Genomic DNA, 22,531 nt, shown 5'->3' on the forward strand with positions numbered 1-22,531 from the left:
TGATGTAAAACTTTAAAAAAGGAATGTAGCCAATGGATACGCAATTGATCAACGAGCTAAAAGAACGCTACGGCATTGTCTTCCAAGATGTCACGTTACTAGAACAAGCTTTTACTCATTCGTCCTATGTCAATGAGCATCGCAATATGCAGCTTTCTGATAACGAACGTTTAGAATTTTTAGGAGATGCTGTATTAGAACTGCAAGTTTCTCATTACTTGTATCGTCAATACCCAGATGTGCCAGAAGGTAAATTAACAAAGTTGCGTTCGGCAATTGTGCGTGAAGACAGCTTGGCTAAGTTTGCAAAAGAATGTCATTTTGATCAATACGTATGGTTAGGTAAAGGTGAGGAGAACTCTGGTGGTCGTAATCGCGCATCATTGTTATGCGACCTATTTGAATCTTTTCTAGGTGCTTTATATTTAGATCAAGGGTATGAAGCCGCTTTGAGATTTATTCAGTCAGTTATTTTCCCAAGAATTGAAGCTGGGGAATTTACCCGAGAAATGGATCACAAAACCCGTTTGCAGGAAGTTTTGCAAAAAAGCGGTGATGTGACGATTGACTATCGCTTAGTTAGTGAAGAAGGCCCGGCTCACGAACGAACATTTACGATTGAAGTATATGTGGATGATCGGATGATCGGTTCTGGAAAAGGCAAATCAAAGAAACTAGCAGAACAAGATGCTGCAGCTAAGGCCTTGGCAGCTCTTAAAGCATAATTGGAGGTACCACCTTTCGTGTATTTGAAACGTATAGAAATAGCTGGATTTAAATCCTTTGCTGAACGCACCAAAATTGAATTCGAAACAGGTGTAACAGCAGTAATTGGACCCAATGGCAGTGGGAAAAGCAATATAACTGAAGCCATTCGTTGGGTATTAGGAGAACAATCAGCAAAAAGCCTGCGAGGCGGCAAAATGCCGGATATCATTTTCGCAGGTTCAGAAGCAAGAAAACAATTGAATATTGCTGAAGTTACCGTTGTTTTGGATAATACAGATCACTATTTGCCTTTGGATTTTAGCGAAGTCAGTGTTACCCGGCGCTACCGTCGAACGGGAGAAAGTGATTTTTTCATCAATAAAAAAGCTTGCCGTTTAAAGGATATTCAGGATTTGTTTATGGACTCCGGTTTAGGTAAAGAATCTTTTTCAATCATTTCTCAAGGTAAAGTTGAGGCAATTTTCAGCAGCAAGCCCGAAGATCGCCGAGGGATTTTTGAAGAAGCTGCAGGAGTGCTGAAATACAAACAGCGTAAACGCAAAGCGGAACAAAAATTGTTTGAAACAGAAGACAATTTGAACCGTGTTCAAGACATTATTTATGAGCTGGAAGATCAATTGACCCCTTTAGCAGCTCAAAGTGAGGCAGCCAAAGAATTTTTGAACTTAAAAGAACAGCTGACTGAAACGGATGTCAGTTTAACAGTGGCAAAAATCAAAGCAAACAAACAAGCTTGGGAGATTGCCTGCCAGGAATTTGAAAGTCTTTCGGCAACGGTTGAGGAACGCTCCCAGTTTATTCGTCGAACGGAAGAACAACTAGGACTACTGCGTGAAAAACGTGGCAAGCTAGATGAAAAGCTGGAAAATGGTCAACAGCAGCTGCTGCATTTAACTGAAGCGTTGAAACAGACCGAAGGACAAAAAGAGCTGTTAAGTGAGCGATCGAAAAATACGCAAAAAACCAGCGAAGAGTATCAAGCATCATTGGATCAAAACCAAGAAAAGCAAGCTGCAGTTGAAGCATCAATTCAACAGCTAGAGGTGCAACAGCAGCAAAAGCAAAGAGAAAAAGCAACATTAGATGCTGAAATTCAGCAGTTAACAGCAGAAGCGATTAAGTACCAAAAATCAACCAAAGAAGTATTGGAAGACTTACGAGGCACTTATGTCGAACTGATGCAAGAGCAGGCAAATGTTAGCAATGAATTGAAGTACCTAGAACGTCAATATACTCAGGAAACTGCTAAGAATCAGCAAAGTGTCTCTCGTTTTGAAGCTTTACAGACTCAGCTAAAAGAAATACAGACAAAACAACAAGCGGCTCAGGAGCGAGCAGAAACAGTTGGAACTCAGTTGACTGACGAACAACAACAATACCGCCAATTGACAGAAGAAACTGCCAAGCAGCAAAAACGTCTGCAGCATGAGCAACAATTAATGTATGAACTGATGAATCAAGTACAGCAAGTACGTGCCCGCAAGAAGAGCCTGCAAGAAATTCAAGAAAATTACAGTGGCTTCTATCAAGGAGTACGCAGTGTCTTACAGCACAAAGACAAGCTTTCAGGTGTAGTTGGAGCGGTAGCTGAGCTGATGGAAGTACCTCAGAAATATGCGTTGGCAATTGAAACGGCTTTAGGAGCAGCAGCACAACATGTTGTTGTGGAGAATGAAGCAGATGCACGTAAGGGAATCACCTATTTACGTCAGCAGCGCAGCGGACGTGCAACTTTCTTGCCTTTGACAACAATTAAACCACGTAGTCTGGCAAATCATCATTATCAGGCTATCAAAGAGCACGAGGGTTTTATCGGCGTAGCCAGCCAGTTGGTTTCCTTTGAGCAAAAAGTTTCAACAGTTATGGAAAACCTGCTAGGTGGTATTGTTATTGCGCAAGACTTAGATAGTGCGAACCAATTAGCAAAGCAGCTGCATTATCAAGTTCGGATTGTTTCCTTAGAAGGCGACGTTATGAATGCTGGTGGTTCTATGACCGGGGGAGCGACTAAGCAAGGGAATCGAGGAAATCTGTTTAATCAAGGTCACGAATTAACCACATTGACGAAGCGTTATGAAGAACTCAATCGTGACTTAAAAAATAAAGAGCTCTTGGTAAAGCAAATGCAGCAATCAATTCAAGAACAAGCGGCTCAAATTGAAGCCTTACGTACCAATGGAGAGCAAACTCGTTTAACCTATCAAGAGGCGCAAAGTGAACTAGAGCGTTTGGAAACTGAATTAACTCGTTTGAAAAAAGAGCAATCCCTCTTTTCTTATGAAGCAAAAGAATTAGATCATTTTTTGAACGAATATCAGGAGCAAAAAACGCAATTAGAAGCGCAAGCTGAACAATTACAAGCTGAACAACAGCGGATTGATCAGGAAATTAAGCAATTAAATCAGGAAAGTGATCTGCTGGAGGAACGACGTACTACTTTGGCTACCCAATTAAGCGGATTGCAGGCGGATCGCGCAGTAATGGAAGAACAGTTGAATCATTTAAATCAGCAGCAAATCATGCAGCACCAGCAACTAACTGTGCTGGTAAATGAAATGGAAAGTTTAGAGAACCAATTGCTGGCTTTATCAAATGATTCTTCGACCCATGAAGAAACAGTGGACAGTTTGAATGAGCGTTTAACAGAGTTAGAAGCAGCCCATGGAGAATTGGTTAATCAATTGACTGATTGGAAGCAAACTCGTCAAGGATTGCAGCAGCAAGTGGATCAGGCTGATGGGGAGCTGACACTGGCAAACCGTGAACAAAAGGAGTTGTTGGCCCGTCAATCACAGGCTGACGTACAAAAAAATCGTTTAGAATTGCAATTAGATAATGAACTGGATTACTTGCAGGAAGAATACAGCTTGAGCTTTGTAGCAGCTGAAGAAATGGCAGATGTGACGATTGATGTTGATCCGGCTCAACAGGAAGTAACGCGCTTGAAGCAAGCAATTGAAAAATTAGGTCCCGTCAACCTGAATGCGATTGAGCAATATGAGCAGGTAGAAGAACGTTATGATTTTTTAACCACTCAAAGAGATGATCTCTTATCAGCCAAGGAACAATTGTTTGAAACGATGGATGAAATGGATGATGAAGTAAAATCACGTTTTTACACCACTTTCCAGGCGATTCGTGAACAATTCAAGCAAGTTTTTCCTAACATGTTTGGCGGCGGTCGGGCAGAACTATTGCTGACGGACCCAAATGATTTGTTGAATACTGGTATTGAAATTGAAGCCCAGCCTCCAGGCAAGAAGCTGCAAAGCTTATCCTTGCTTTCAGGTGGAGAACGAGCATTGACTGCAATTGCTTTACTGTTTTCAATTATCCAAGTTCGACCAGTGCCGTTTTGTGTACTCGATGAAGTGGAAGCAGCTTTGGATGAAGCGAACGTTTCACGTTTTGGCCGCTATTTAAGTTCATTTGAAGATGATACTCAATTTATTGTTGTTACCCATCGTAAGGGAACGATGGAAGCGGCAGATGTTTTGTATGGGGTTACCATGCAGGAATCCGGTGTATCGAAGATTATCTCGGTTCGTCTGGAACAGGTAAATGAAGGTGGAAAATTTGAAACTGGAGAGGAACAGTCCCATGATAAAATTAGTAGCAATTGATTTAGACGGCACATTACTAACGGATGCCAAAACGATTTCTGATAAAAATAAACAAGCTTTGGCCAAAGCCAAAGAACAAGGCGTAAAAATTGTTGTTTGTACCGGCCGACCTTTAATTGCTATTGGTGATTATTTAGAAGAATTGAATTTGATGGAAGAGGGAGATTACTCTATTACCTTTAACGGCGGGCTAATTCAAAAAAATAATACGGGTGATTTATTAGGGAAAACAGCGCTAGATTTAGAACAAGTTCAAGATATTTATGATCTATTCACTGAGCTGCCTTTACCGATGGATATTTTGTCAGATGCTCGTTGTCTACAGCTTGCTACTGCTCCAAAACATACTTCTTTATACCCAACTATGAATAAAAAAGTTACTTACTTTCCGGTAGTAATTGAAGAATTAACTGATAATACTTTGTACAATAAAGTAGTTGCAGCAATCGATGTTGACTATTTAGATGAAAAAATGGCTGAAATTCCGGTAGAATATATCGAACGTTATGAAGTTTGCAAAACACGTCCTAACTTACTGGAATTCATGCCCAATGGTGTCACGAAGGCATATGGCTTAGAAGTTTTAGGCAAAGAGTTGGGAATCAGTGCTAGTGAAATGTTAACGTTAGGTGATGAAGCCAATGATTTACCAATGATTGAATATGCTGGAATAGGCGTAGCAATGGAAAATGCTACGGAAGATGTAAAGACTGCAGCCGATCACGTTACAGCTACCAACCAAGCCGATGGTGTTGCTTTAGCCATCGAAAAATTTGTTTTGAACTAGGAGGAAACGATGGGACTATTTGATCGAATAAAAAATGCCTTCATGAGTGAGAAAAAGGAAGAGCAGGAAACACCTGAATCCAATGAATCGCCAGAAACAGAAACCAGTGAAATTGATAGCCAAACTGCGGAAAATGAAACAAATGAGACGCCTGAGGAAACTGTAGATGCTAATACTCCAACGAATACGAAGGATTTAACTGAGTCTTTTGAGAAAACAGTACCAGAGGCTCCTACGCTAGAGACTGAGGACGCAGAAGAAACACTTGTGGAGGAATCTCAATCAACGGAAATTTTGCCAGAAGAAGAGCTAGATGCACCTACTGAAACACAGGAAGTAATAGAAGAATTGTTGGAGCCTGTTGAAACCTCAGCTCAAGAAAAATACGATAAAGGGTTAGAAAAAACGCGTAAGTCTTTCGGCGACCGGATGAACGAATTATTTGCTCGTTTCCGCCGAGTTGACGAAGAGTTCTTCGAAGAATTAGAGGAGACTTTGATCGGAGCTGATGTAGGCTTTGATACAGCAATCAAGTTGACTGATTCCTTGCGACAAGAAGTGAAGCTGAAAAACGCGAAGAAGCCTTCTCAAATTCAGAATGTTATCATTGAAAAATTGGTAGATATTTATGAAGCTGAAGGGATCGATGAGAATAACCGATTGAATCTGCAGCCTGAAGGTTTATCAATCATTCTATTTGTTGGTGTAAATGGGACGGGAAAAACTACCAGTATTGGTAAGCTGGCCCATCAGTATAAATCAGAAGGAAAGAGAGTCTTGCTGGCTGCAGCAGATACCTTCCGAGCTGGAGCTATTGATCAACTGGTAGTTTGGGGGCAACGTTCTAGTGTAGAAGTTGTTCGGGGCAATGCTGGGGGTGATCCGGCAGCCGTTGTCTATGACGCAGTAGCAAAAGCCAAAAATGAGAATTATGATGTCTTGTTGATTGATACAGCAGGCCGTTTGCAAAACAAAGTTAATTTGATGAATGAGCTGGAAAAAATCAAACGAGTGATTCAACGAGAGTATCCGACGGGACCTCATGAAGTTTTGTTAGTTGTCGATGCAACTACTGGGCAAAACGCTCTGTCACAAGCTCGGCAGTTTAAAGAGACTACTGACGTAACTGGGCTGGTCTTAACCAAGTTAGACGGAACAGCAAAGGGGGGGATTGTCTTGGCAATTCGCAATGAACTGCATTTACCAGTAAAGTTAGTTGGTTTAGGTGAAAAAATTGATGATTTGGCAACTTTTGATCCAAATGATTTCGCAGTAGGCTTATTCAAAGGCTTATTGAAAGAAGACTAAAAAGGGCTTATTCGAACAGACAGCAGCTGCTGACTAGACGAATAAGCTTTTTTAAATGAGCAAAGCTTCTACTATAAGTACTGTAGCGCAACAAACAATGGCTACTTGGAAAAGATTGCCCTGATACCAAGCAGCAAGACTTCCAGCTAGCAAAGCCAATAAACCGGCTAAGGGAACTTGGGTGACCTCTAGGATAGCCGGAAAAGTCATTACCGCTAAAGTGACATAAGGCACATAGTGTAAAAAGGATTGAATAAAAATGTTTTTAATGGGTTTTCGTAGAAGAGTTAATGGTAATAGGCGGACACTGTAGGTGACTACAGACATTATCAGAATATATACATAGATGTTAGGCATGTCTTTCACCTTCTTTGTTGATTGGAAATAAGATTGCAGCCAAGGTACAAAGAATGACCGTTAGGATAATTGTTCGCGAACCACTAGAGATGTTAGCAATAATCGGTGCTTTTGCAGTAACATAACTAGCAGCAAAACTTCCTAACACCAAAGCACCCAATACCTTATTTGTACGCGTTGGAGGTATAATGACGGCTAAGAACATGCCGTACAGAGCCACACTTAGTGCACTGACCAGTAGAAGCGGCAGGATATTACCTGACACAACGCCAATTGCAGTGCCAATAGCCCAGCAGGGAGCAGCAGCTGTTACAGCACCATACATATAATAAGGATTCAAATAACCAGAACGTGCGATCATTAAGCCAAATAACTCATCAGTGATGTCGAAACTCAAAAAAAAGCGATGGCTAAAGGGCATTTGTGGTGATAAACGTTGACTTAAAGCACAGCCCATTAATAAATAGCGAGCATTGGTAATCAATGTAACCAATGCCAATTCTAAATAAGAGCTTTTAGCTGCAATCACAACCAAAGCGGCATATTGTCCAGCAGAAGCATTATTTAACAGACTCATCAAAAAGCCTTGAAAAGCGGACATCCCAGCATTTCTAACGGTAATCCCCAATGAAAATGCAACAGCAAAATACCCAATTCCGATAGGTATTCCATCTTTAACCCCATCTTTAAATACAGTTTTGTTAGCAAGCGTTCGCATATTTTCTTGTTGTGATACCCATTCTTTTTCTTCCATCTCTACTAGAACCCTTCATTTTTTATTGTACGTATTATATCAATAGCATTTATATTAGTAAAACGAATGATTATTATGGATACATAAGTAAATGTAATGGAAGAGAGCCAATTCCTTTTATACTAATTTTGTTGGATCATAAAGGTTGGTCGCTTTATGCAGCAGATTAAGGAGAGTGGTTGTTCTCAAAACAGAACATAAGTACTAGAACAAGATTTAAGAATGATCTAATGCATCGTAAGAAAGATGGATAGACATTAACCAATGATAATCCTTAATTACAAGATATTTCAATAGTTGGACAGACCTTGCAGAGGAAAAATAAGAGGTAAAAGAGTTAAGAAATAGTTTTATTCACAGTAGGACGCGAGTCAGACACTGCTTTCACCAAATGATTAAAGCCTCAAAATTGGAATTTCAGAAGTGAATTTTGTAATTGGATTAGCTATACACACAAGTATTATTGTGTGTATAGGAATTAATGTATTATTTGGAGATTTGTTCGTACATCAGTAGCATCTGAAATTAAGATTCAAGCTGTGAACTAACGATGTAAGGGAGCACTTTTCTTAAGAGACATCCACTAGTGAAACGAAGGGATGTCCTATCATCGTAGACAAACAATGAATCGCAAATTTTATTTAAGATGAAGAACCGTCCAGTGTGATCGTAGTTATATACAAGTAGTAGGAGTTTAAGTTTGAGATTGGGTGCAGGGGACTATCCTATCAGTGAAATGATATTAAAGGTTTGTTTTCTATCATGTAGCAATAGGTGTTGACTGAAAAGGAGAAGAAGTAGTGATCCGCTTGATTCAAAAGTGTCCGGAATGAACCATAGTTTCATCTTGAAAAAATAAATTTAAGCATTTCCATTCTTTTTCAGTCAATAATTCTATATAATAGGCGTGATGAGGAGGCCTGCATAAATGGAAATCAAAGAAATGATGCGCCAAGAAAAAGTAAAACCGTGGTTGTTGCAAGCACGATTTGGAATAGAGAAAGAAAATCAACGGGTTGACCTGCAGGGCCAACTAGCTAAAACTGATCATCCAAAAAATTTAGGTAATCGAAGTTTTCATCCGTATATTCAAACAGATTTTTCTGAAACGCAGTTAGAATTAATTACACCAGTTAGTGATTCAGCCGACGAAGTATTGGCTACTTTAACAGCTATTCATGATGTTGCTCAGCGGAGTATGCCAGAAAATGAAATGATGTGGCCACTATCCATGCCACCCGTTTTACCTGAGAAAGAAGAAGACATTGTGATTGCTAAACTGGAACGACATGAGGATGTATTATATCGTCGTTTCTTAGCTCGCGAATATGGTAAACGCAAGCAAATGGTTAGCGGCATTCATTTCAACTTTGAATATGGGTTAGATTTGGTAAAAGAATTGTTTCAAGTACAAACAGAATTCACCTGTATTGAAGCCTTTAAAACGGAACTGTATATGAAAATTGCTCGTAACTTTTTGCGTTATCGCTGGTTGTTGACTTATTTGTTTGGTGCAACACCAATTAGTGAAACAGGTTATTTTGTCGATGAAGATCGTCCTAATGAACCTGTTCGCAGTATTCGAACTAGCCCATTCGGCTATGTAAACAAGCCGAATGTGAAGGTATCTTATGCTTCGTTGGATCGCTACAGTGAAGACTTGGCTGAAAATGTTGCACAAGGAAGACTTTCTGAAGAAAAAGAATTTTATGCGCCTATTCGCATGCGTGGGGGAAAAAAAGTAGCTGATTTGTTCCATACAGGAATCCGTTACGTTGAATTACGCAACATTGATTTAAACCCTTTCGAACGTGTAGGAATTAATAAAGAAGCGATTGAATTTATTCATTTGTTTATGCTGTATTTATTGTGGACAGATGAGCAGATGCCAGCAGATGAATGGGTGGAGCAAGGAAATCAACTAAATGATGAGGTATCGTTAGAGCATCCTTATGAGCAAACTGCTCATTTAGAAGAAGGCAGGCAGTTATTTGTCAAAATGCAGCAGATGGTTGAGGAGCTAGAGCTTCCTGTAAATGATCTCATAAGCAACTATCAAGAATGGTTAGAACAACCAGAGCTGACGCTGGCTGCTCGTTTGTTGAAGGCTGATGAAGCAGAGGGACAAGCAGCACTAGGCAGAGAATTAGGTCAACGATACTATGAAGAAGCTTATGCACGCTCTTACCAACTAGCAGGTTTTGCGGAGATGGAATTATCTACACAGAATTTATTGTTTGACGCTATTCAAATGGGATTAGAATTTAATGTAATGGACCGCAGTGACCAATTCGTTTTATTAAAGCACGATGATCATAAAGAATATGTGAAGAATGCCAATATGACCAGCAAAGATACCTATATTTCACCTTTGTTAATGGAAAATAAGACAGTGACTAAAATGGTATTGGAGCAGGCAGGTTTTAGAGTTCCCTTAGGAGAAACCTTTACTTCAATTGAGAAGGCTCGAAAGGCTTATCCGCGCTACGCTCAGCAATCGTTTGTTATCAAGCCTAAGTCTACTAACTATGGATTAGGCATCACTATCTTTAAAGAAGGTGCTTCATTAGAGGATTATATAGCTGGTTTAAAAATTGCTTTTAAGGAAGACAATTCAGTTCTGATAGAAGAGTTTATGGAAGGAACTGAGTATCGTTTCTTCGTGATTGATCATCAAGTAAAAGCAGTGCTGTTGCGAATTCCGGCTAATGTAGTAGGCGATGGAAATAAAACGATTAAGCAATTAGTTGATGAGAAAAATCAAGATCCCTTGCGCGGTACTCATCATCGTTCGCCGTTAGAATTAATCCAGTTGAGTGAATTGGAAAAACTCATGCTCAAAGAACAAGGTTTTACTATCGATAGTGTACCTGCTTCTCAGCAACAAGTCTTTTTAAGAGAGAATTCCAATATTTCTACCGGAGGCGACTCCATTGATATCACCGATGAAATGCACGAAAGCTATAAAGAAATAGCAATTGCTGCTGTGGAAGCCTTGGGAGCTGAAATAAGCGGGATTGATTTGATCATCCCAGATAAGGATAAACCTTTTGAGGATAAAGGGGATTATGGGATTATTGAAGCAAACTTCAATCCAGCCATGCACATGCATATTTATCCTTATGCTGGAAAAGGCCGTCGTTTAACACTAAATGTCTTACATCTATTGTTTCCAGAATTAGGTTAATAAAAAGTTCCAGGTATCAATGCTCTTTCAGCTAGAAAGAAGTAGTTGGTATCTGGTTTTTTATTACGCGGAGGTGACTAAAATAAACAATGTGTATTTGCTGTACTAGCTGATTGTCGTTTCTGCTAGAATAAAGGCAGGAGGTTTGAAAAGCATGAGAAATCAGAAGAAAATTACGATTCAGAAAAATTTGCGTTTTTTGCGAATGCAGTACAATTATACTCTGGAGGAGGCAGCTGGAAAAATTGGTGTCACTCGTCAGGCAATGGCTAAATGGGAATCTGGGGATTCGATGCCCGATTTAGTGAATACGATGGCATTGGCGAATCTATACGATGTTACAGTGGATGATTTAATGCGTTTCAATGAAGAGGATTCTCTAACTAAGATTGCACCCAAGGGCAAGCATATGTTTGGAGTAGTGGAAGTTCAAGAACGAGGACAAATTGCCATCCCAAAAGAGGCCCAGGATATTTTTAATATAAAAAAAGGAGATGGCTTTGTACTCTTGGGAGATGAAGATCCTGAATCGTTTGGTTTAGCATTGGTACCAGTTGATCTATTTTTAGGATTCTCAGAAAGAATGAAAAAGGAGCTTCAGGGAAGACAGTAAGTGCTTGTGAGAGCTAAATTTGAGGTAGCACCTGAAAGAATTTGAAAAATAGATTAAATGACTTTCTGATTGACGAAAAGTGGAAGAAGGTTCGTTTAAGATCATTTTTCGACCGTTTCGGACATTTATGACTGCAAATGACTTCTTTTTGTTATTCTTTCCTTAGTATATAGGAATGAGGCAGGAAGAATGAAAGATCAAACAATACTATACTTAATGTTTGCAGCAATACTTTTGAATCTTTTGATCCCGGCACCTTACTGCTGGATAACTCTGGCAGCGGTAGTAATGGTCGGAATTATTTTGCTTGTTCTGGCTCTCAAAAATAAATCCAACGTGTAAAAGCAGAGACTTCAACTCGTGGAGAAACTGTTTTTTGTTTACTCTTTTAAAGAACTTCCGACAGAGATAAAATGAAAGGCAGGGGTGAGGTATGGTGAAAAAAGAAATTGAAGAGATCCTAGCTGCAAAGGACACAAAGGATTCCCTGCAGCGATTTAAAAAATTGGAGATACGCTGCAACGAAAGCAATGAAATGTATCAGTATTGGCCGCTTTACTTAAAAGGGCTAAAGGGACGAAATTCCTGCAATCGTGCTAGATGCTTTAAATTATTGATGAAGACGGTACAGTGGGACAAACAGCAACAGTTGGATGGACACTTGCTCGAAATATTAACTATTTTGGATGATGAAAATTCTATTACGGTTCGTCAGTGTATTCCCTATCTGAGAGAATTGCTAAACGTTCGTCCAGACTTAAAACCTTTGGTAATAAATAAAATGGAGTAGCTGGAATTATCGAAATATAAAGAAAGTATGCAAAGTTTAATCAAACGAGATATTGTAACCTTACTAGATGAGTCAGCTGAGTAATTTGCTTGTTTCATAAAGATTCTTTTGATATGGATATGACACTTAGAAAAGCGAAAGGAACAGAAAATAAACCGATTAAAAGAGCAATTACAAAGAATAAATTCTTACGTTAATAGGCTAAGGTGACGTTTGTTTTTTACATTCGTTCAACCTGAGTAGTTAAAATTCATTTCTTGTTATCGTTGGCATCTTGCAAACAGAACATGCGACCGATATGACGCAACTGATTTTTTTATGTTAACTGTTTTCAATCATTATAGCATTTTACTAATTTATCGAAGAGCACTAAGAAAGAAGGAATCAACATGCTTATTTCTATATTCGGATTATTATTATTACTTTATCCTTTAGCCAGTGTGCCGACTTTATATCAAAACAAAAGACAAACAGGTTTCTTTTTTCCATCTGATCCTCGTTTTTTTGTAATAAAGGATATGCATTTTGGTAATGGATTAAATATGAAGAATAAGTATGCTTTTGCGGTTAATCTGTTGTTAGCTGGACTGCTAATAGTTTTAGGAATGTTAGCAGGCTAAAGAAAGAGGTAGGTATGATGAGAAAGCAAATGAGTTACTTTTTCTTTGTTGTAGGTGCTGTACTTATTAGTAGTTTAATCGAGGTTTTAAAGAGAAGCATGACTTTGTATGCTGTGCTGGGCTATGGTGGACTGTTGGTTTTCTTTGCATTAACCTATTTATTTACACAAAAATGGCTAGTGGGAAGATATGAGCAGTTAGGAATATACACTATTTACTGGTTCTTAGTCAGCACCTTTGGTTCACTGATTTTAGCTGAAAAATCGGCAAGTTTTCTATTGTTGTTTCTTTACTTTGGACTGAGCTTTATTGGGGCACTCAGCTGTTGTGCAATTTTACCCTGGTTGTTTACTAAAAAGAAAATAGGAATACTCAAATAAAGTATTGGTAGTTATTGCTGATACTTTTTTGTTACCTCAAAATAGTTTTTCAACGGATATATAATGTCTGTGAAAGAGAGAAGATCAGTAAAAAAAATACCAGTCAACATTCATTCTGTGTGAACATGTCGATGTTTCAAATAGAAGTATTATGGAATTCTGAAAATGACAAAGGTATAGTATAAACAAATTGAAGAAGTATCTTCCAACATAATGAAAAAAAGGAATTTTAGTTGTTTAAGAGCTGTTCTCATCATCAACCAAGACCAGCTCTCTTTTATTTATCCTTAATATTTCCTTACTTGAGGGGGCTCATAAGCGGTAATAAATTGCTCAATTTCCTGCATTGAATGAGCAAACATCATTTTGCTGCGGTCATCAATAGATAAAAAATCAGTCGCTACCATTTTGTCAAAAAAGTCTTGTAGCGGACGATAATAATCATTGGTATCATAGAAAATACATGGGCTATCATTTTGTCCTACTCGGGCCCAAGAAATAGCCTCGCTGATTTCTTCTAAAGTACCCGGGCCTCCAGGTAAGGCGATGCAGACATCGGCAGCTGCAATCATTTGGTTTTTACGCTGGGACATGGTTTCAACGACAATTAATTCATTTAAATGGGGATGGGCCAATTCGCGTTCCTGCAGAAAAGTAGGAATTACGCCAATGACATTGCCGCCATTTTCTAAGACAGTATTGGCAAGCACACCCATCAGACCTGCTTTACCACCGCCATAAATCAGTTGATGCCCATTTTCAGCAATCCAAGTCCCTAAAGTACGAGCATTTTCACTATAAACTCGTTCATTACCAACACTAGCACCACAATATACCGCTATATTCATAAAAGACCTCGCTTCTTTTTTACTCAGTATAGCAGAATGGAGATAGAAAATGGATATTAATCAATACCAAGAATGGATCAGTGAATTTTACAAGGAGCGCAGCTGGTATCAGTATCCACCTTTTATTCGCGCTAATTTTTTAACAGAAGAGGTTGGTGAAGTTGCCCGTGCCATTCGGACCATTGAAATCGGTCGAGATCGTCCAGATGAGAGGCTGACAACGGATCAGGAACAATTAGATAATTTAACTGAGGAATTGGGGGATGTGTTGGATAATTTATTTATTCTGGCAGACAAATACAATATATCGTTAGAAGATATTATGGAGAGCCATCAAAAAAAATTGTTGGAACGTTACCAGTAAAGTTGTTTGTATAAAAAAGTAGTAACATGACAAAGCAGAAAAGTTTTGCAAATGTTTATCATTGTAAGTTTTCATCACTTGTACAGACAGACCACAAGTAATCCCTTGGCATGAGAAAAACAGTGACGGTATTAAAGACTGGATTTCAGCAACTTTTACAGGTTGAGGTTTTACCAAGTATATAATGAATGCTTATACTTAAAGGGAACGAAAGCAGATATAGTTTAAACGTAATATTGCTTAAGAAAGTAGTCCGTCCATCAACCACTCATGAAAATACTACCAGCAGCAAATCATGTTATTATCTACTGGTTACTATCGCTAATAGTTCAGATGCCTATTAAAAACCTATGAAAAAGGACCCGATTAATGGAGCAAGCGAATCCTTTTTCATAGGTTTTTAATATTCAAATTCTTTGATTCCGATGGTCTGCTTAGTTTCTTCTACTACCAGCCCCGTTTTTTCTTCCCACCATTGTTTCATTTCTTTTTCGAAAGTAGTAGGAAATTGACGGACTAAATCTAGCAAGGGAGCGCCTTGAAGGGTAGCATATGGAAAATTTAACGTTAAATTGTACTTCAGCTCAGTTAGTAAGCTGTAATACTGGAACATGACATAGTACAGTTCTTCCAAATCTTCCTCTGCCAAAACTCTCGGTGCTCGATCTAACATGAAACCTAAACTGCGCATCATGAATAAAAAAACTGGCAACTGTTCTGGACAGATATCATCGACTTCTTTCAAAATATCGATGTGCAGATCGAGCGCTTGCAACAAATCTTTTTTCAACTGCGAATAGGTAACCATAGGCGATCCTCCTTTACTTACTACCTTTAGTATAGCATAATCTTTACGCAGGCTATCTTATAAATTGGGTATTTTTTGGTTCTATATTTAGGAGTAAACTAAAGGAGATGATTGGATGGGAAAGCTGGCGATTATTAGTGATCTTCATGCGGATATTAATCATTTTGAAGAAGCAGAATTGACTCTTCTATTGGAGACGTTACAGGAGAAAAATATTACTCGGCTGCACTTTGCTGGAGATAGTGCTAATAAAATTAAACAGACATTATCGATTAATGAGTATTTCCGCAAAAGAGGTTTTGAGACAACTTTCAATTTGGGAAATCATGAAATGGGAAGTATTGTTGGTGAAGAGATGATCGAACACTATCCTGACAGCCATTTTTTGAATTTTCGGTACTTGCCGTTAAATGATTCAACCGTTTTACTGGGTTTGAATGGCTGGTATGATTATCAGTTTTCTGATTTGCAGGACCAGAAAAAAATAGCTTCAATGAAACGTTTGTATTGGTACGATCGGGTTATTATGCGTTCTGGGGATGATCCCACAGTGAATCAGCGAATTTTACAACAGCTGGATCCCATACTGAAGCATTTGGAAAAAGAAAACTATCAGGTGATTTTAGCGACTCATTTTGTCCCGCAAAAACAGTTTATCGTACGTTTAGAGGGGAAATATCAAGTTTGGAACCAGTTAAATGCCTTTTTAGGTGCAGCTTCTTTAGGACAATTGTTGAATCAGTATGGTAATATTTCTGATGTGGTATTTGGCCATACGCATCGTCGGTTTGAAGAACAGCAGATTCAAGGAACTCGCTACCATTGTCGTCCCCTTGGTTACTATTACGAGTGGCGCTTAACGAGAGATTTTGTATTAAAGAATCAATTAGTGGAGGAATACAATCCGATGAAGCTACGAGGCGTTTTGCGTAACCATAAGGAGGCCTTTCAAGCTTATAGAATGGAACACTTGAAACAAGAATTTCAGCAGGCGATAACCGTGATCGCTTATTAAGAAAAGAGGAATCTAGATGGGAAAGATAAAGATCGTGTGGCAAAGTTTTGCACAGGCGACCCCTTTTATTTTATCCAATACAATAATATTCGTCCCATATTTACTGTATATTCATTTAATTGACGGCCGCGATATCATTACGGTACTGCCTTTCGTATTATTTTATACTTTCCGAATGACGGGGATATTCCTTATTCGCAGTCTTCAGCGTTCGATTGAAAAATATACACTATTGATTTTGGCGCTGTTATTGGGAGGATGCGGCTCGTTACTTAGTTTAATAGGTACTCTATATACGCCCATTTTCATTCTCGCCAGTATTTGCTTAGGATTAAGTGCTGCGTTGTTCCCACCAGCCAATGTCAGTGTTAATTATTTTGAGAAAGCACAAGGTGAAAAAGTAACAGGTGGAAAAACGTACTTATTGGGACTAATTTTGCTGCTGCCACTATTTTATGGGTTGAGCCTGCCGATTAATGGTCAGTTAGTGATTGTTTCAGGGCTTTATACGTTATATTTTGTACTTGCTTATCATACAATTCGTCATTTTCCTCATTACGAACTAGACTTTAAAGATCTTTCGAAAAATGTTTTTTCACCTAAGGAATTGATTTGGTTTAGTCTATTTTTTGTTGCAATTTTTCTTTTACGCAGTGGCAGAATATTGTTTAAGGAAGTTTATTTAAATATAGCAATTCTGATATTCTGTCTAATCTTTTTACTATCTGTTTATGGAGTTAAGGTTGCTAAGCGAAGCTGGCACCTCCCTTTATGGGTGAATATGCTGACTTTTTTTAATGGTATGTGCGGAAATTTTCTAATCTTGTTTGGCACCTTCTACACGGCTGCTGTGTATGGGAAACAGACGCTTTCAACGCACTTATTCCTGCCGTATTTTTTGGGAATAATCTGTGCAATGCTTTTCGGGGGAAAGGTCGGGAAACTTTTGGATAATCCTTTGCATACTCAATTAATGGGGTTTAGTTTGGGATTAATATCGTTGTTTTATTCTCCTGTTTTTCCGTTAGCAATTGGCGTCCTTTCCTTTTTCCACAGCACCACCAGCAGCTGGTTAAATCAGTGGTATTATCAACAAGATGCGATTGAGGCAGAACAGAGGATTATCGCTAAATATGCAACCTCAAACAAAGGAAGTATCACACATCAATTTCTCTTAATGGTTTTCTTACTGCTTATTTTAAGGTATGATCATTTTCCAATGAATGAATTATTTTCTTTACCTAACCTACAGCAGGGGAGTAAGGCTTTGGGAGCAGTAATGATCACTGTGAAAAATGGGTCCAGTATATTTATGATCATTTGGTTAGCTATAATTGGAAAGGTGGGACAACATGCGTTTGATCATTGACGGAGATGGTTCTCCGGTAAAAGATACCACGATTGAAATTGCTGAACACTTTGGATTAGAGGTAGTCATTGTAACTAGTATTGACCATTACTCTACCAAGGAGTATCCTAAATTTGTGAAATTCGTTTATGTAGATCGAGGCATGGATGCGGCAGATTACAAAATTGTGTCATTAATTCAATCTAAAGATATTTTGATTACTCAAGATTATGGGTTGGCTTCTTTAACTCTCAGCAAGGCTGCACATGTCTTGCATCAGTCTGGGATGGAGTATACCATGAATAATATCGATGCACTCTTGGGACAACGTTATATCAGCGGCAAAATGCGTCAGTCGAAACAACGTACAAAAGGTCCAAAACCTTATACTGAAGCAGATCGCGAGCAGTTTCGCCAAGCTTTGCTTCAGCTTATTTAGCCATAAGAATCTTTAAGCTTTGTAACATTTGTAAATTTTTTTTTCGGCTTTTTGTTTTTTATGCTAAAATATGGGGGAATCTTAAAAGTAATGGGGGATAAGTACTTGAAGATTATTTTACTATATGGTGGGAAAAGTCCAGAACATGACGTATCCATCTTATCGGCTTTTTCGGTTATTTCAGCCGTTTATTTTGACTACTATCAAGTGCAGCTTGTTTATATCGATAGAACCGGTCAGTGGGTAAAAGGTCCATTGTTGACTGAAGCACCTGAAACAGATGAAACATTGCGATTAACTTGGGATCCAACAGGAACGGATGTCGAAGGCTTTACCGGTAAAGTAATTGCACCCGGAGATATTAAAGAAGATGACGCGATTGTTTTTCCGGTTCTGCATGGTCCAAATGGAGAGGATGGAACGATTCAAGGCTTCTTGGAAGTATTGGATATGCCTTATGTCGGTGCTGGTGTATTGGCCAGCTCTAGTGCTATGGACAAAATCATGACTAAATACATCCTACAGGCAGCGGGAATTCCACAAGTACCTTATGTACCCGTGTTGAAAAATGAATGGAAAGAAAATCCTAAGCAGATTTTTGACAAGTGCGAAGGGATGCTGCTCTATCCAATGTTCATTAAACCCGCTAATATGGGCTCCAGTGTTGGAATCACCAAGGCTGAAAATCGCGAAGAGCTGCAAAATGCGTTAAAAGAAGCTTATCGCTATGATTCACGAGCGGTGGTGGAGCAAGGAATCGAAGCAAGAGAAATTGAAGTAGCAATTTTGGGGAATGCCGATGTGCGAACTACACTGCCTGGAGAAATAGTCAAAGAAGTAGCATTTTACGACTATAACGCTAAATACATCGATAATTCTATTAAAATGGCTATTCCAGCTGAAATACCTGAAGAGGTTAGCGACAAAGCAAGAGAATATGCAAAGCTGGCTTTCACCATGCTGGGCGGAGCAGGCTTAACTCGTTGTGATTTCTTTTTGACCAATAAAAACGAATTATTCTTAAACGAATTAAATACGATGCCAGGTTTCACAGAATTCAGTATGTATCCTTTATTATGGGCAAATATGGGCTTGAAATACGGTGATCTAATTGAAGAATTGATTCAATTAGGCTTGAACCGTTACAAACAACAAGCTGCTTTTGAGTAAAAATGGGTATAATGAAAGCTGACAGTATTCAATTCAATGGGTAAACAGAAACAGACGTTTTTATTACCGCTTAGTAGGAAAGAGTCTGGAGCTACTACAAGGCCAGACTCTTTTTTTAGACAAGGAATGGGAGGAACACACCATGAAATTAACAACGACGATCATTAACAGAGCCGTTCAAGGAGAATTAGTAGGTGCAGAAGAAGTAACGGTCACCGGGGTTGAATTTGATTCGCGTAAAATCAAAGCTGGCGATCTATTTGTCCCATTACAAGGCAATGCCGATGGTCATTTGTTTGTTCAAAAAGCAATTGAGAATGGTGCAGTTGCAACATTTTGGAGTAATGAGAATGTCCAACCGCCAGAGAATATTATCGCTATCAAAGTACCAGATACGTTAAAGGCTTTTCAGGCATTAGCCAGCTATTATTTGTTGGAAGAAAATCCCGATGTTATTGCAATTACAGGTTCAAATGGTAAAACGACAACTAAAGATATGACCGAGGCCGTGTTGCATCAGAAGTTTAGAACCTACAAGACACAAGGAAATTACAACAACGATATTGGTCTGCCTTATACAATTTTACATATGCCAGAAGGAACAGAAAAACTGATTTTAGAAATGGGCATGGATCACGCTGGAGAAATCAAGGTTCTTTCGGAACTCGCTGAGCCGGATGTTGCGGCTATTACTATCATCGGAGAAGCTCATATTGAAAACCTGGGTTCACGAGCAGGAATAGCGGAAGCAAAACTGGAAATCACTAAAGGTTTGATTGATGACGGTTTGCTGTTGATTCCAGCGGATGAGCCGTTATTAACAGAGCGGACAGAAAATCTTTCGCAAAAGCAAAAAACTTTTGGCATTCAAATGGGGGATATTTCAGCAACCATTATGTCTGAATCACGGGAAGCCACGTTATTCACGGTAGATGGCAAAGCTTATCAAATCCCTATGCCAGGAAAATACAATGTCAAAAATGCTCTTATCGCTTTAGCAATTGGTCGTTGGTACGGTTTATCTGATGAAGAGATCTATCAAGGGTTAACGTATGTTGAAGTAACTCAAAACCGCACGCAGTGGTTGAAAGCAGGAAATGGTGCAGATATTTTGAGTGATGTCTATAATGCTAATCCGACAGCGATGAGTTTAGTGTTGGATACTTTTGCTAAATTGCCTACGAATGGCCGCCGTTTAGCTGTCTTAGCAGATATGCTTGAGCTTGGTCCGGATGCTGCCCTTTTACACCATAATATGGTGGATCACCTAAACGATCAAGAGTTTGCGGTGGTGTATTTATATGGTGAGCAAATGAGAAACTTAGCAACTGTTATTGCCACTCGGTATCCGCGCCTATCAGTTCAATCATTTTCCAAAGAAGAAAAAGCTAAACTGATTGAAGCTATCAAAGTAGATTTATTGCCAGATGACAGTATCGTTTTAAAAGGCAGCAACGGCATGGGATTAATTGAAGTGATTGAAGCACTGCAAGCATAGAATTTGAAACTTGCAGAAAATAGTTTCATGTGCTATAATAAGCCGTTGCCGAGAAATGAAGTAATGATTGAATGAGTCATCCAATAGATTATTGAAAGCCCCATAAAATGGGCTTTTTTTTGAGAGATGTTCCTTCCGCCTGACTTCAAGGAGCGGTTTTTCGGTGGTATCACAATAGACGGTAACTAAAAGGGACGGTTGCGGATTATTGATAGATACAAGAACCTGCACGCTCCACCTGACATAAGTCAACATATACTAGGAGGATATCATTTGAAATTTAAAGAATTACAGTTAGCACCAGAACTACTAGCAGCCATTGAACGCGCCGGCTTTGAAGAAGCAACTCCGATTCAGGAACAAACTATTCCTTTAGCTTTAGAAGGAAAAGACGTTATTGGACAAGCACAAACAGGAACAGGTAAAACAGCTGCTTTTGGCTTGCCAATGCTGAATAAGATTGATGCGAAGAAACAAATTCTACAAGGCCTGGTTATTGCACCTACCCGTGAATTAGCTATCCAAACGCAAGAAGAATTGTTCCGTTTAGGACGTGATAAAAAAATCCGGGTTCAAGCTGTCTATGGGGGTGCTGATATTGGTCGCCAAATTCGCGGCTTGAAAGACCGTCCGCATATTGTAGTGGGGACACCAGGACGTATGCTGGATCATATCAACCGTCACACACTGAAACTTGAAACAGTTGAAACACTAGTTTTAGATGAAGCTGATGAAATGCTGAACATGGGCTTCTTAGAAGATATTGAAAAAATCATCAGCAAAGTCCCTGAAAATCGTCAAACATTATTGTTCTCTGCGACTATGCCAGATGCAATTAAAAAAATTGGCGTAAAATTTATGAACACCCCTGAACACGTACGGATCAAAGCAAAAGAAATGACTGCTGATTTGATCGATCAATACTATGTTCGAGCAAAAGATTTTGAAAAATTCGATGTTATGACTCGTTTGTTCGATGTTCAAACGCCAGATTTAGCAATTGTCTTCGGTCGTACTAAACGTCGTGTAGATGAATTAGCTCGTGGGTTAGAAGCTCGTGGCTATAAAGCGGAAGGTATTCATGGCGATTTGTCACAGCAAAAACGGATGAGCGTATTGCGTTCGTTCAAAAAAGGTGATCTAGATATTTTAGTTGCTACTGACGTTGCAGCCCGAGGATTAGATATTTCAGGCGTAACACATGTATACAATTACGATATTCCACAAGATCCTGAAAGCTATGTTCACCGTATTGGACGTACAGGCCGTGCTGGTAAAGGCGGAATGTCAGTAACTTTTGTTACACCAAACGAGATGGGCTATCTTCATGTCATTGAAAATCTAACTAAAAAACGCATGACACCGTTACGTCCGCCAACCGAAAAAGAAGCCTTTAAAGGCCAATTGGGTGCGGCAATTGAACAAATTCACGAAGAATTGGATGGCAGTGCCGATAACTTAGATAAGTATACGGAAGCTGCGAGAGATTTATTGGAAGCTTATAGCGCTGAGGAAATGGCTGCTTTACTTTTGAAAACAGTCGCAAAAGACCCTTCTGATGCTGCTCCAGTAAAAATCACTCCAGAACGCCCATTACCTTCAAACAAAAAGGGCGGGTTCAACCGCGGCGGCAAACGTGGTGGAAACAATAGCAACAACCGCAACCGCAATAAAGAAGGCGGTTATCGCAAAGATCGTGATCGGGAACGTTCAAACAAAAACAAAAACTACAGTGGAACAAAGCGGACCAACAACCGTAATGATAAGAAGCGTGGTTTTGTCATTCGTACCAATTCGAACGACTAATTAACGAAAGAGCAATCTGACTTTTCAGTTCAGATTGCTCTTTTTTTAGCATGTAGGTAAAAGACTTTCAATACCATATTCCAAGAG

21 protein-coding genes are annotated in these 22,531 nt (G+C 39.1%); 17 read left to right on the forward strand and 4 right to left on the reverse strand.

The window, feature by feature from the left end; all coding sequences use genetic code 11:
- The first annotated feature begins 32 nt into the window (after nucleotides 1-32).
- From rnc to ftsY, 4 genes are read left to right on the forward strand one after another with little or no spacing between them, the layout of a single operon-like run.
- Nucleotides 33-725, forward strand: coding sequence for a ribonuclease III (rnc, locus tag IGI49_RS15770; protein ID WP_207702487.1), 693 nt, complete (start codon nucleotides 33-35; stop codon nucleotides 723-725).
- Nucleotides 726-743: 18 nt separating this feature from the next.
- Nucleotides 744-4,352 (forward strand): chromosome segregation protein SMC, encoded by a 3,609-nt coding sequence (gene smc, locus IGI49_RS15775; protein ID WP_429962443.1) that lies wholly within the window; start codon nucleotides 744-746, stop codon nucleotides 4,350-4,352.
- The gene (locus IGI49_RS15780) at nucleotides 4,330-5,139 is read left to right on the forward strand and encodes a Cof-type HAD-IIB family hydrolase (RefSeq protein WP_429962444.1); all 810 of its coding nucleotides are present in this window, start codon (nucleotides 4,330-4,332) and stop codon (nucleotides 5,137-5,139) included. Before smc ends, IGI49_RS15780 begins: the two co-directional genes overlap by 23 nt.
- Nucleotides 5,140-5,148: 9 nt before the next feature.
- On the forward strand, nucleotides 5,149-6,447 hold the full coding sequence (ftsY, locus tag IGI49_RS15785) for a signal recognition particle-docking protein FtsY (protein ID WP_429962445.1): 1,299 nt from the start codon (nucleotides 5,149-5,151) through the stop codon (nucleotides 6,445-6,447).
- 51 nt (nucleotides 6,448-6,498) lie between these two features.
- On the opposite strand, the gene IGI49_RS15790 is transcribed toward ftsY, so the two are convergent.
- Nucleotides 6,499-6,804 (reverse strand): AzlD domain-containing protein, encoded by a 306-nt coding sequence (locus tag IGI49_RS15790; RefSeq protein WP_429962446.1) that lies wholly within the window; start codon nucleotides 6,802-6,804, stop codon nucleotides 6,499-6,501.
- Nucleotides 6,797-7,558 carry an AzlC family ABC transporter permease gene (locus IGI49_RS15795; protein ID WP_429962447.1) on the reverse strand — a complete coding sequence of 254 codons (762 nt, stop codon included), beginning with the start codon at nucleotides 7,556-7,558 and terminating at the stop codon, nucleotides 6,797-6,799. Before IGI49_RS15795 ends, IGI49_RS15790 begins: the two co-directional genes overlap by 8 nt.
- Before the next feature lie 928 nt (nucleotides 7,559-8,486).
- Between IGI49_RS15795 and gshAB the strand changes: the two genes are divergently transcribed.
- From gshAB to IGI49_RS15825, 6 genes are all read left to right on the forward strand, one after another.
- Nucleotides 8,487-10,745, forward strand: a complete 2,259-nt coding sequence (gshAB, locus tag IGI49_RS15800) for a bifunctional glutamate--cysteine ligase GshA/glutathione synthetase GshB (protein WP_429962448.1) — start codon at nucleotides 8,487-8,489, stop codon at nucleotides 10,743-10,745.
- 154 nt (nucleotides 10,746-10,899) lie between these two features.
- Nucleotides 10,900-11,358, forward strand: a complete 459-nt coding sequence (locus tag IGI49_RS15805; RefSeq protein WP_429962449.1) for a helix-turn-helix domain-containing protein — start codon at nucleotides 10,900-10,902, stop codon at nucleotides 11,356-11,358.
- A 189-nt stretch (nucleotides 11,359-11,547) separates the two neighbouring features.
- On the forward strand, nucleotides 11,548-11,700 hold the full coding sequence (locus tag IGI49_RS15810) for a hypothetical protein (protein ID WP_429962450.1): 153 nt from the start codon (nucleotides 11,548-11,550) through the stop codon (nucleotides 11,698-11,700).
- 91 nt (nucleotides 11,701-11,791) lie between these two features.
- A complete protein-coding gene (locus IGI49_RS15815; protein WP_429962451.1) occupies nucleotides 11,792-12,148 on the forward strand; it encodes a hypothetical protein in 357 nt (118 codons plus the stop codon).
- A 389-nt stretch (nucleotides 12,149-12,537) separates the two neighbouring features.
- A complete protein-coding gene (locus IGI49_RS15820) occupies nucleotides 12,538-12,768 on the forward strand; it encodes a hypothetical protein (protein ID WP_429962452.1) in 231 nt (76 codons plus the stop codon).
- A 17-nt stretch (nucleotides 12,769-12,785) separates the two neighbouring features.
- Complete coding sequence (locus IGI49_RS15825; RefSeq protein ID WP_429962453.1) at nucleotides 12,786-13,148, forward strand: hypothetical protein; 363 nt, start codon at nucleotides 12,786-12,788, stop codon at nucleotides 13,146-13,148.
- A 287-nt stretch (nucleotides 13,149-13,435) separates the two neighbouring features.
- Here IGI49_RS15825 and IGI49_RS15830 read toward each other — a convergent pair whose 3' ends face one another.
- Nucleotides 13,436-13,996 carry a TIGR00730 family Rossman fold protein gene (locus IGI49_RS15830; protein ID WP_429962454.1) on the reverse strand — a complete coding sequence of 187 codons (561 nt, stop codon included), beginning with the start codon at nucleotides 13,994-13,996 and terminating at the stop codon, nucleotides 13,436-13,438.
- Between the two features lie 49 nt (nucleotides 13,997-14,045).
- Between IGI49_RS15830 and IGI49_RS15835 the strand changes: the two genes are divergently transcribed.
- The gene (locus IGI49_RS15835) at nucleotides 14,046-14,360 is read left to right on the forward strand and encodes a MazG nucleotide pyrophosphohydrolase domain-containing protein (RefSeq protein WP_429962455.1); all 315 of its coding nucleotides are present in this window, start codon (nucleotides 14,046-14,048) and stop codon (nucleotides 14,358-14,360) included.
- Between the two features lie 400 nt (nucleotides 14,361-14,760).
- Here the strand turns inward: IGI49_RS15835 and IGI49_RS15840 are convergent, their stop codons facing one another.
- A complete protein-coding gene (locus IGI49_RS15840) occupies nucleotides 14,761-15,168 on the reverse strand; it encodes a hypothetical protein (protein ID WP_429962456.1) in 408 nt (135 codons plus the stop codon).
- A 115-nt stretch (nucleotides 15,169-15,283) separates the two neighbouring features.
- Here IGI49_RS15840 and IGI49_RS15845 point away from each other — a divergent pair, with 115 nt between their 5' ends.
- From IGI49_RS15845 to cshA, 6 genes are all read left to right on the forward strand, one after another.
- Nucleotides 15,284-16,183, forward strand: coding sequence for a metallophosphoesterase (locus tag IGI49_RS15845; protein ID WP_429962457.1), 900 nt, complete (start codon nucleotides 15,284-15,286; stop codon nucleotides 16,181-16,183).
- A gap of 16 nt (nucleotides 16,184-16,199) precedes the next feature.
- Nucleotides 16,200-17,552, forward strand: a complete 1,353-nt coding sequence (locus tag IGI49_RS15850) for a hypothetical protein (protein WP_429962458.1) — start codon at nucleotides 16,200-16,202, stop codon at nucleotides 17,550-17,552.
- On the forward strand, nucleotides 17,536-17,970 hold the full coding sequence (locus IGI49_RS15855; protein ID WP_207703885.1) for a YaiI/YqxD family protein: 435 nt from the start codon (nucleotides 17,536-17,538) through the stop codon (nucleotides 17,968-17,970). Before IGI49_RS15850 ends, IGI49_RS15855 begins: the two co-directional genes overlap by 17 nt.
- Nucleotides 17,971-18,075: 105 nt before the next feature.
- The gene (locus tag IGI49_RS15860) at nucleotides 18,076-19,140 is read left to right on the forward strand and encodes a D-alanine--D-alanine ligase (RefSeq protein ID WP_429962459.1); all 1,065 of its coding nucleotides are present in this window, start codon (nucleotides 18,076-18,078) and stop codon (nucleotides 19,138-19,140) included.
- A 142-nt stretch (nucleotides 19,141-19,282) separates the two neighbouring features.
- Entirely contained in the window at nucleotides 19,283-20,638 is a 1,356-nt protein-coding gene (locus IGI49_RS15865) for a UDP-N-acetylmuramoyl-tripeptide--D-alanyl-D-alanine ligase (protein ID WP_429962460.1), read from the forward strand.
- Nucleotides 20,639-20,911: 273 nt separating this feature from the next.
- Nucleotides 20,912-22,444: a degradosome RNA helicase CshA gene (gene cshA, locus IGI49_RS15870; RefSeq protein WP_429962461.1), complete on the forward strand. Its 1,533-nt coding sequence runs from the start codon at nucleotides 20,912-20,914 to the stop codon at nucleotides 22,442-22,444.
- The last annotated feature ends 87 nt before the right edge of the window (nucleotides 22,445-22,531 follow it).

It is taken from the genome of Enterococcus sp. AZ071, from assembly GCF_050499065.1.
In the GTDB taxonomy this organism is placed as follows: Bacteria; Bacillota; Bacilli; order Lactobacillales; family Enterococcaceae; genus Enterococcus_A; species Enterococcus_A ferrettii.

Bases quoted from the DNA above. Each gene is read 5' to 3' on its own strand.
- IGI49_RS15865 (WP_429962460.1), top strand. From the start codon at position 19,283: ATGAAATTAACAACGACGATCATTAACAGAGCCGTTCAAGGAGAATTA.
- IGI49_RS15795 (WP_429962447.1), bottom strand. From the start codon at position 7,558: ATGGAAGAAAAAGAATGGGTATCACAACAAGAAAATATGCGAACGCTT.
- IGI49_RS15820 (WP_429962452.1), top strand. From the start codon at position 12,538: ATGCTTATTTCTATATTCGGATTATTATTATTACTTTATCCTTTAGCC.
- IGI49_RS15840 (WP_429962456.1), bottom strand. From the start codon at position 15,168: ATGGTTACCTATTCGCAGTTGAAAAAAGATTTGTTGCAAGCGCTCGAT.
- IGI49_RS15810 (WP_429962450.1), top strand. From the start codon at position 11,548: ATGAAAGATCAAACAATACTATACTTAATGTTTGCAGCAATACTTTTG.
- IGI49_RS15805 (WP_429962449.1), top strand. From the start codon at position 10,900: ATGAGAAATCAGAAGAAAATTACGATTCAGAAAAATTTGCGTTTTTTG.
- IGI49_RS15855 (WP_207703885.1), top strand. From the start codon at position 17,536: ATGCGTTTGATCATTGACGGAGATGGTTCTCCGGTAAAAGATACCACG.
- rnc (WP_207702487.1), top strand. From the start codon at position 33: ATGGATACGCAATTGATCAACGAGCTAAAAGAACGCTACGGCATTGTC.
- IGI49_RS15830 (WP_429962454.1), bottom strand. From the start codon at position 13,996: ATGAATATAGCGGTATATTGTGGTGCTAGTGTTGGTAATGAACGAGTT.
- IGI49_RS15780 (WP_429962444.1), top strand. From the start codon at position 4,330: ATGATAAAATTAGTAGCAATTGATTTAGACGGCACATTACTAACGGAT.
- IGI49_RS15850 (WP_429962458.1), top strand. From the start codon at position 16,200: ATGGGAAAGATAAAGATCGTGTGGCAAAGTTTTGCACAGGCGACCCCT.
- IGI49_RS15815 (WP_429962451.1), top strand. From the start codon at position 11,792: ATGGTGAAAAAAGAAATTGAAGAGATCCTAGCTGCAAAGGACACAAAG.
- ftsY (WP_429962445.1), top strand. From the start codon at position 5,149: ATGGGACTATTTGATCGAATAAAAAATGCCTTCATGAGTGAGAAAAAG.
- gshAB (WP_429962448.1), top strand. From the start codon at position 8,487: ATGGAAATCAAAGAAATGATGCGCCAAGAAAAAGTAAAACCGTGGTTG.
- IGI49_RS15845 (WP_429962457.1), top strand. From the start codon at position 15,284: ATGGGAAAGCTGGCGATTATTAGTGATCTTCATGCGGATATTAATCAT.
- IGI49_RS15790 (WP_429962446.1), bottom strand. From the start codon at position 6,804: ATGCCTAACATCTATGTATATATTCTGATAATGTCTGTAGTCACCTAC.
- IGI49_RS15825 (WP_429962453.1), top strand. From the start codon at position 12,786: ATGAGAAAGCAAATGAGTTACTTTTTCTTTGTTGTAGGTGCTGTACTT.
- IGI49_RS15835 (WP_429962455.1), top strand. From the start codon at position 14,046: ATGGATATTAATCAATACCAAGAATGGATCAGTGAATTTTACAAGGAG.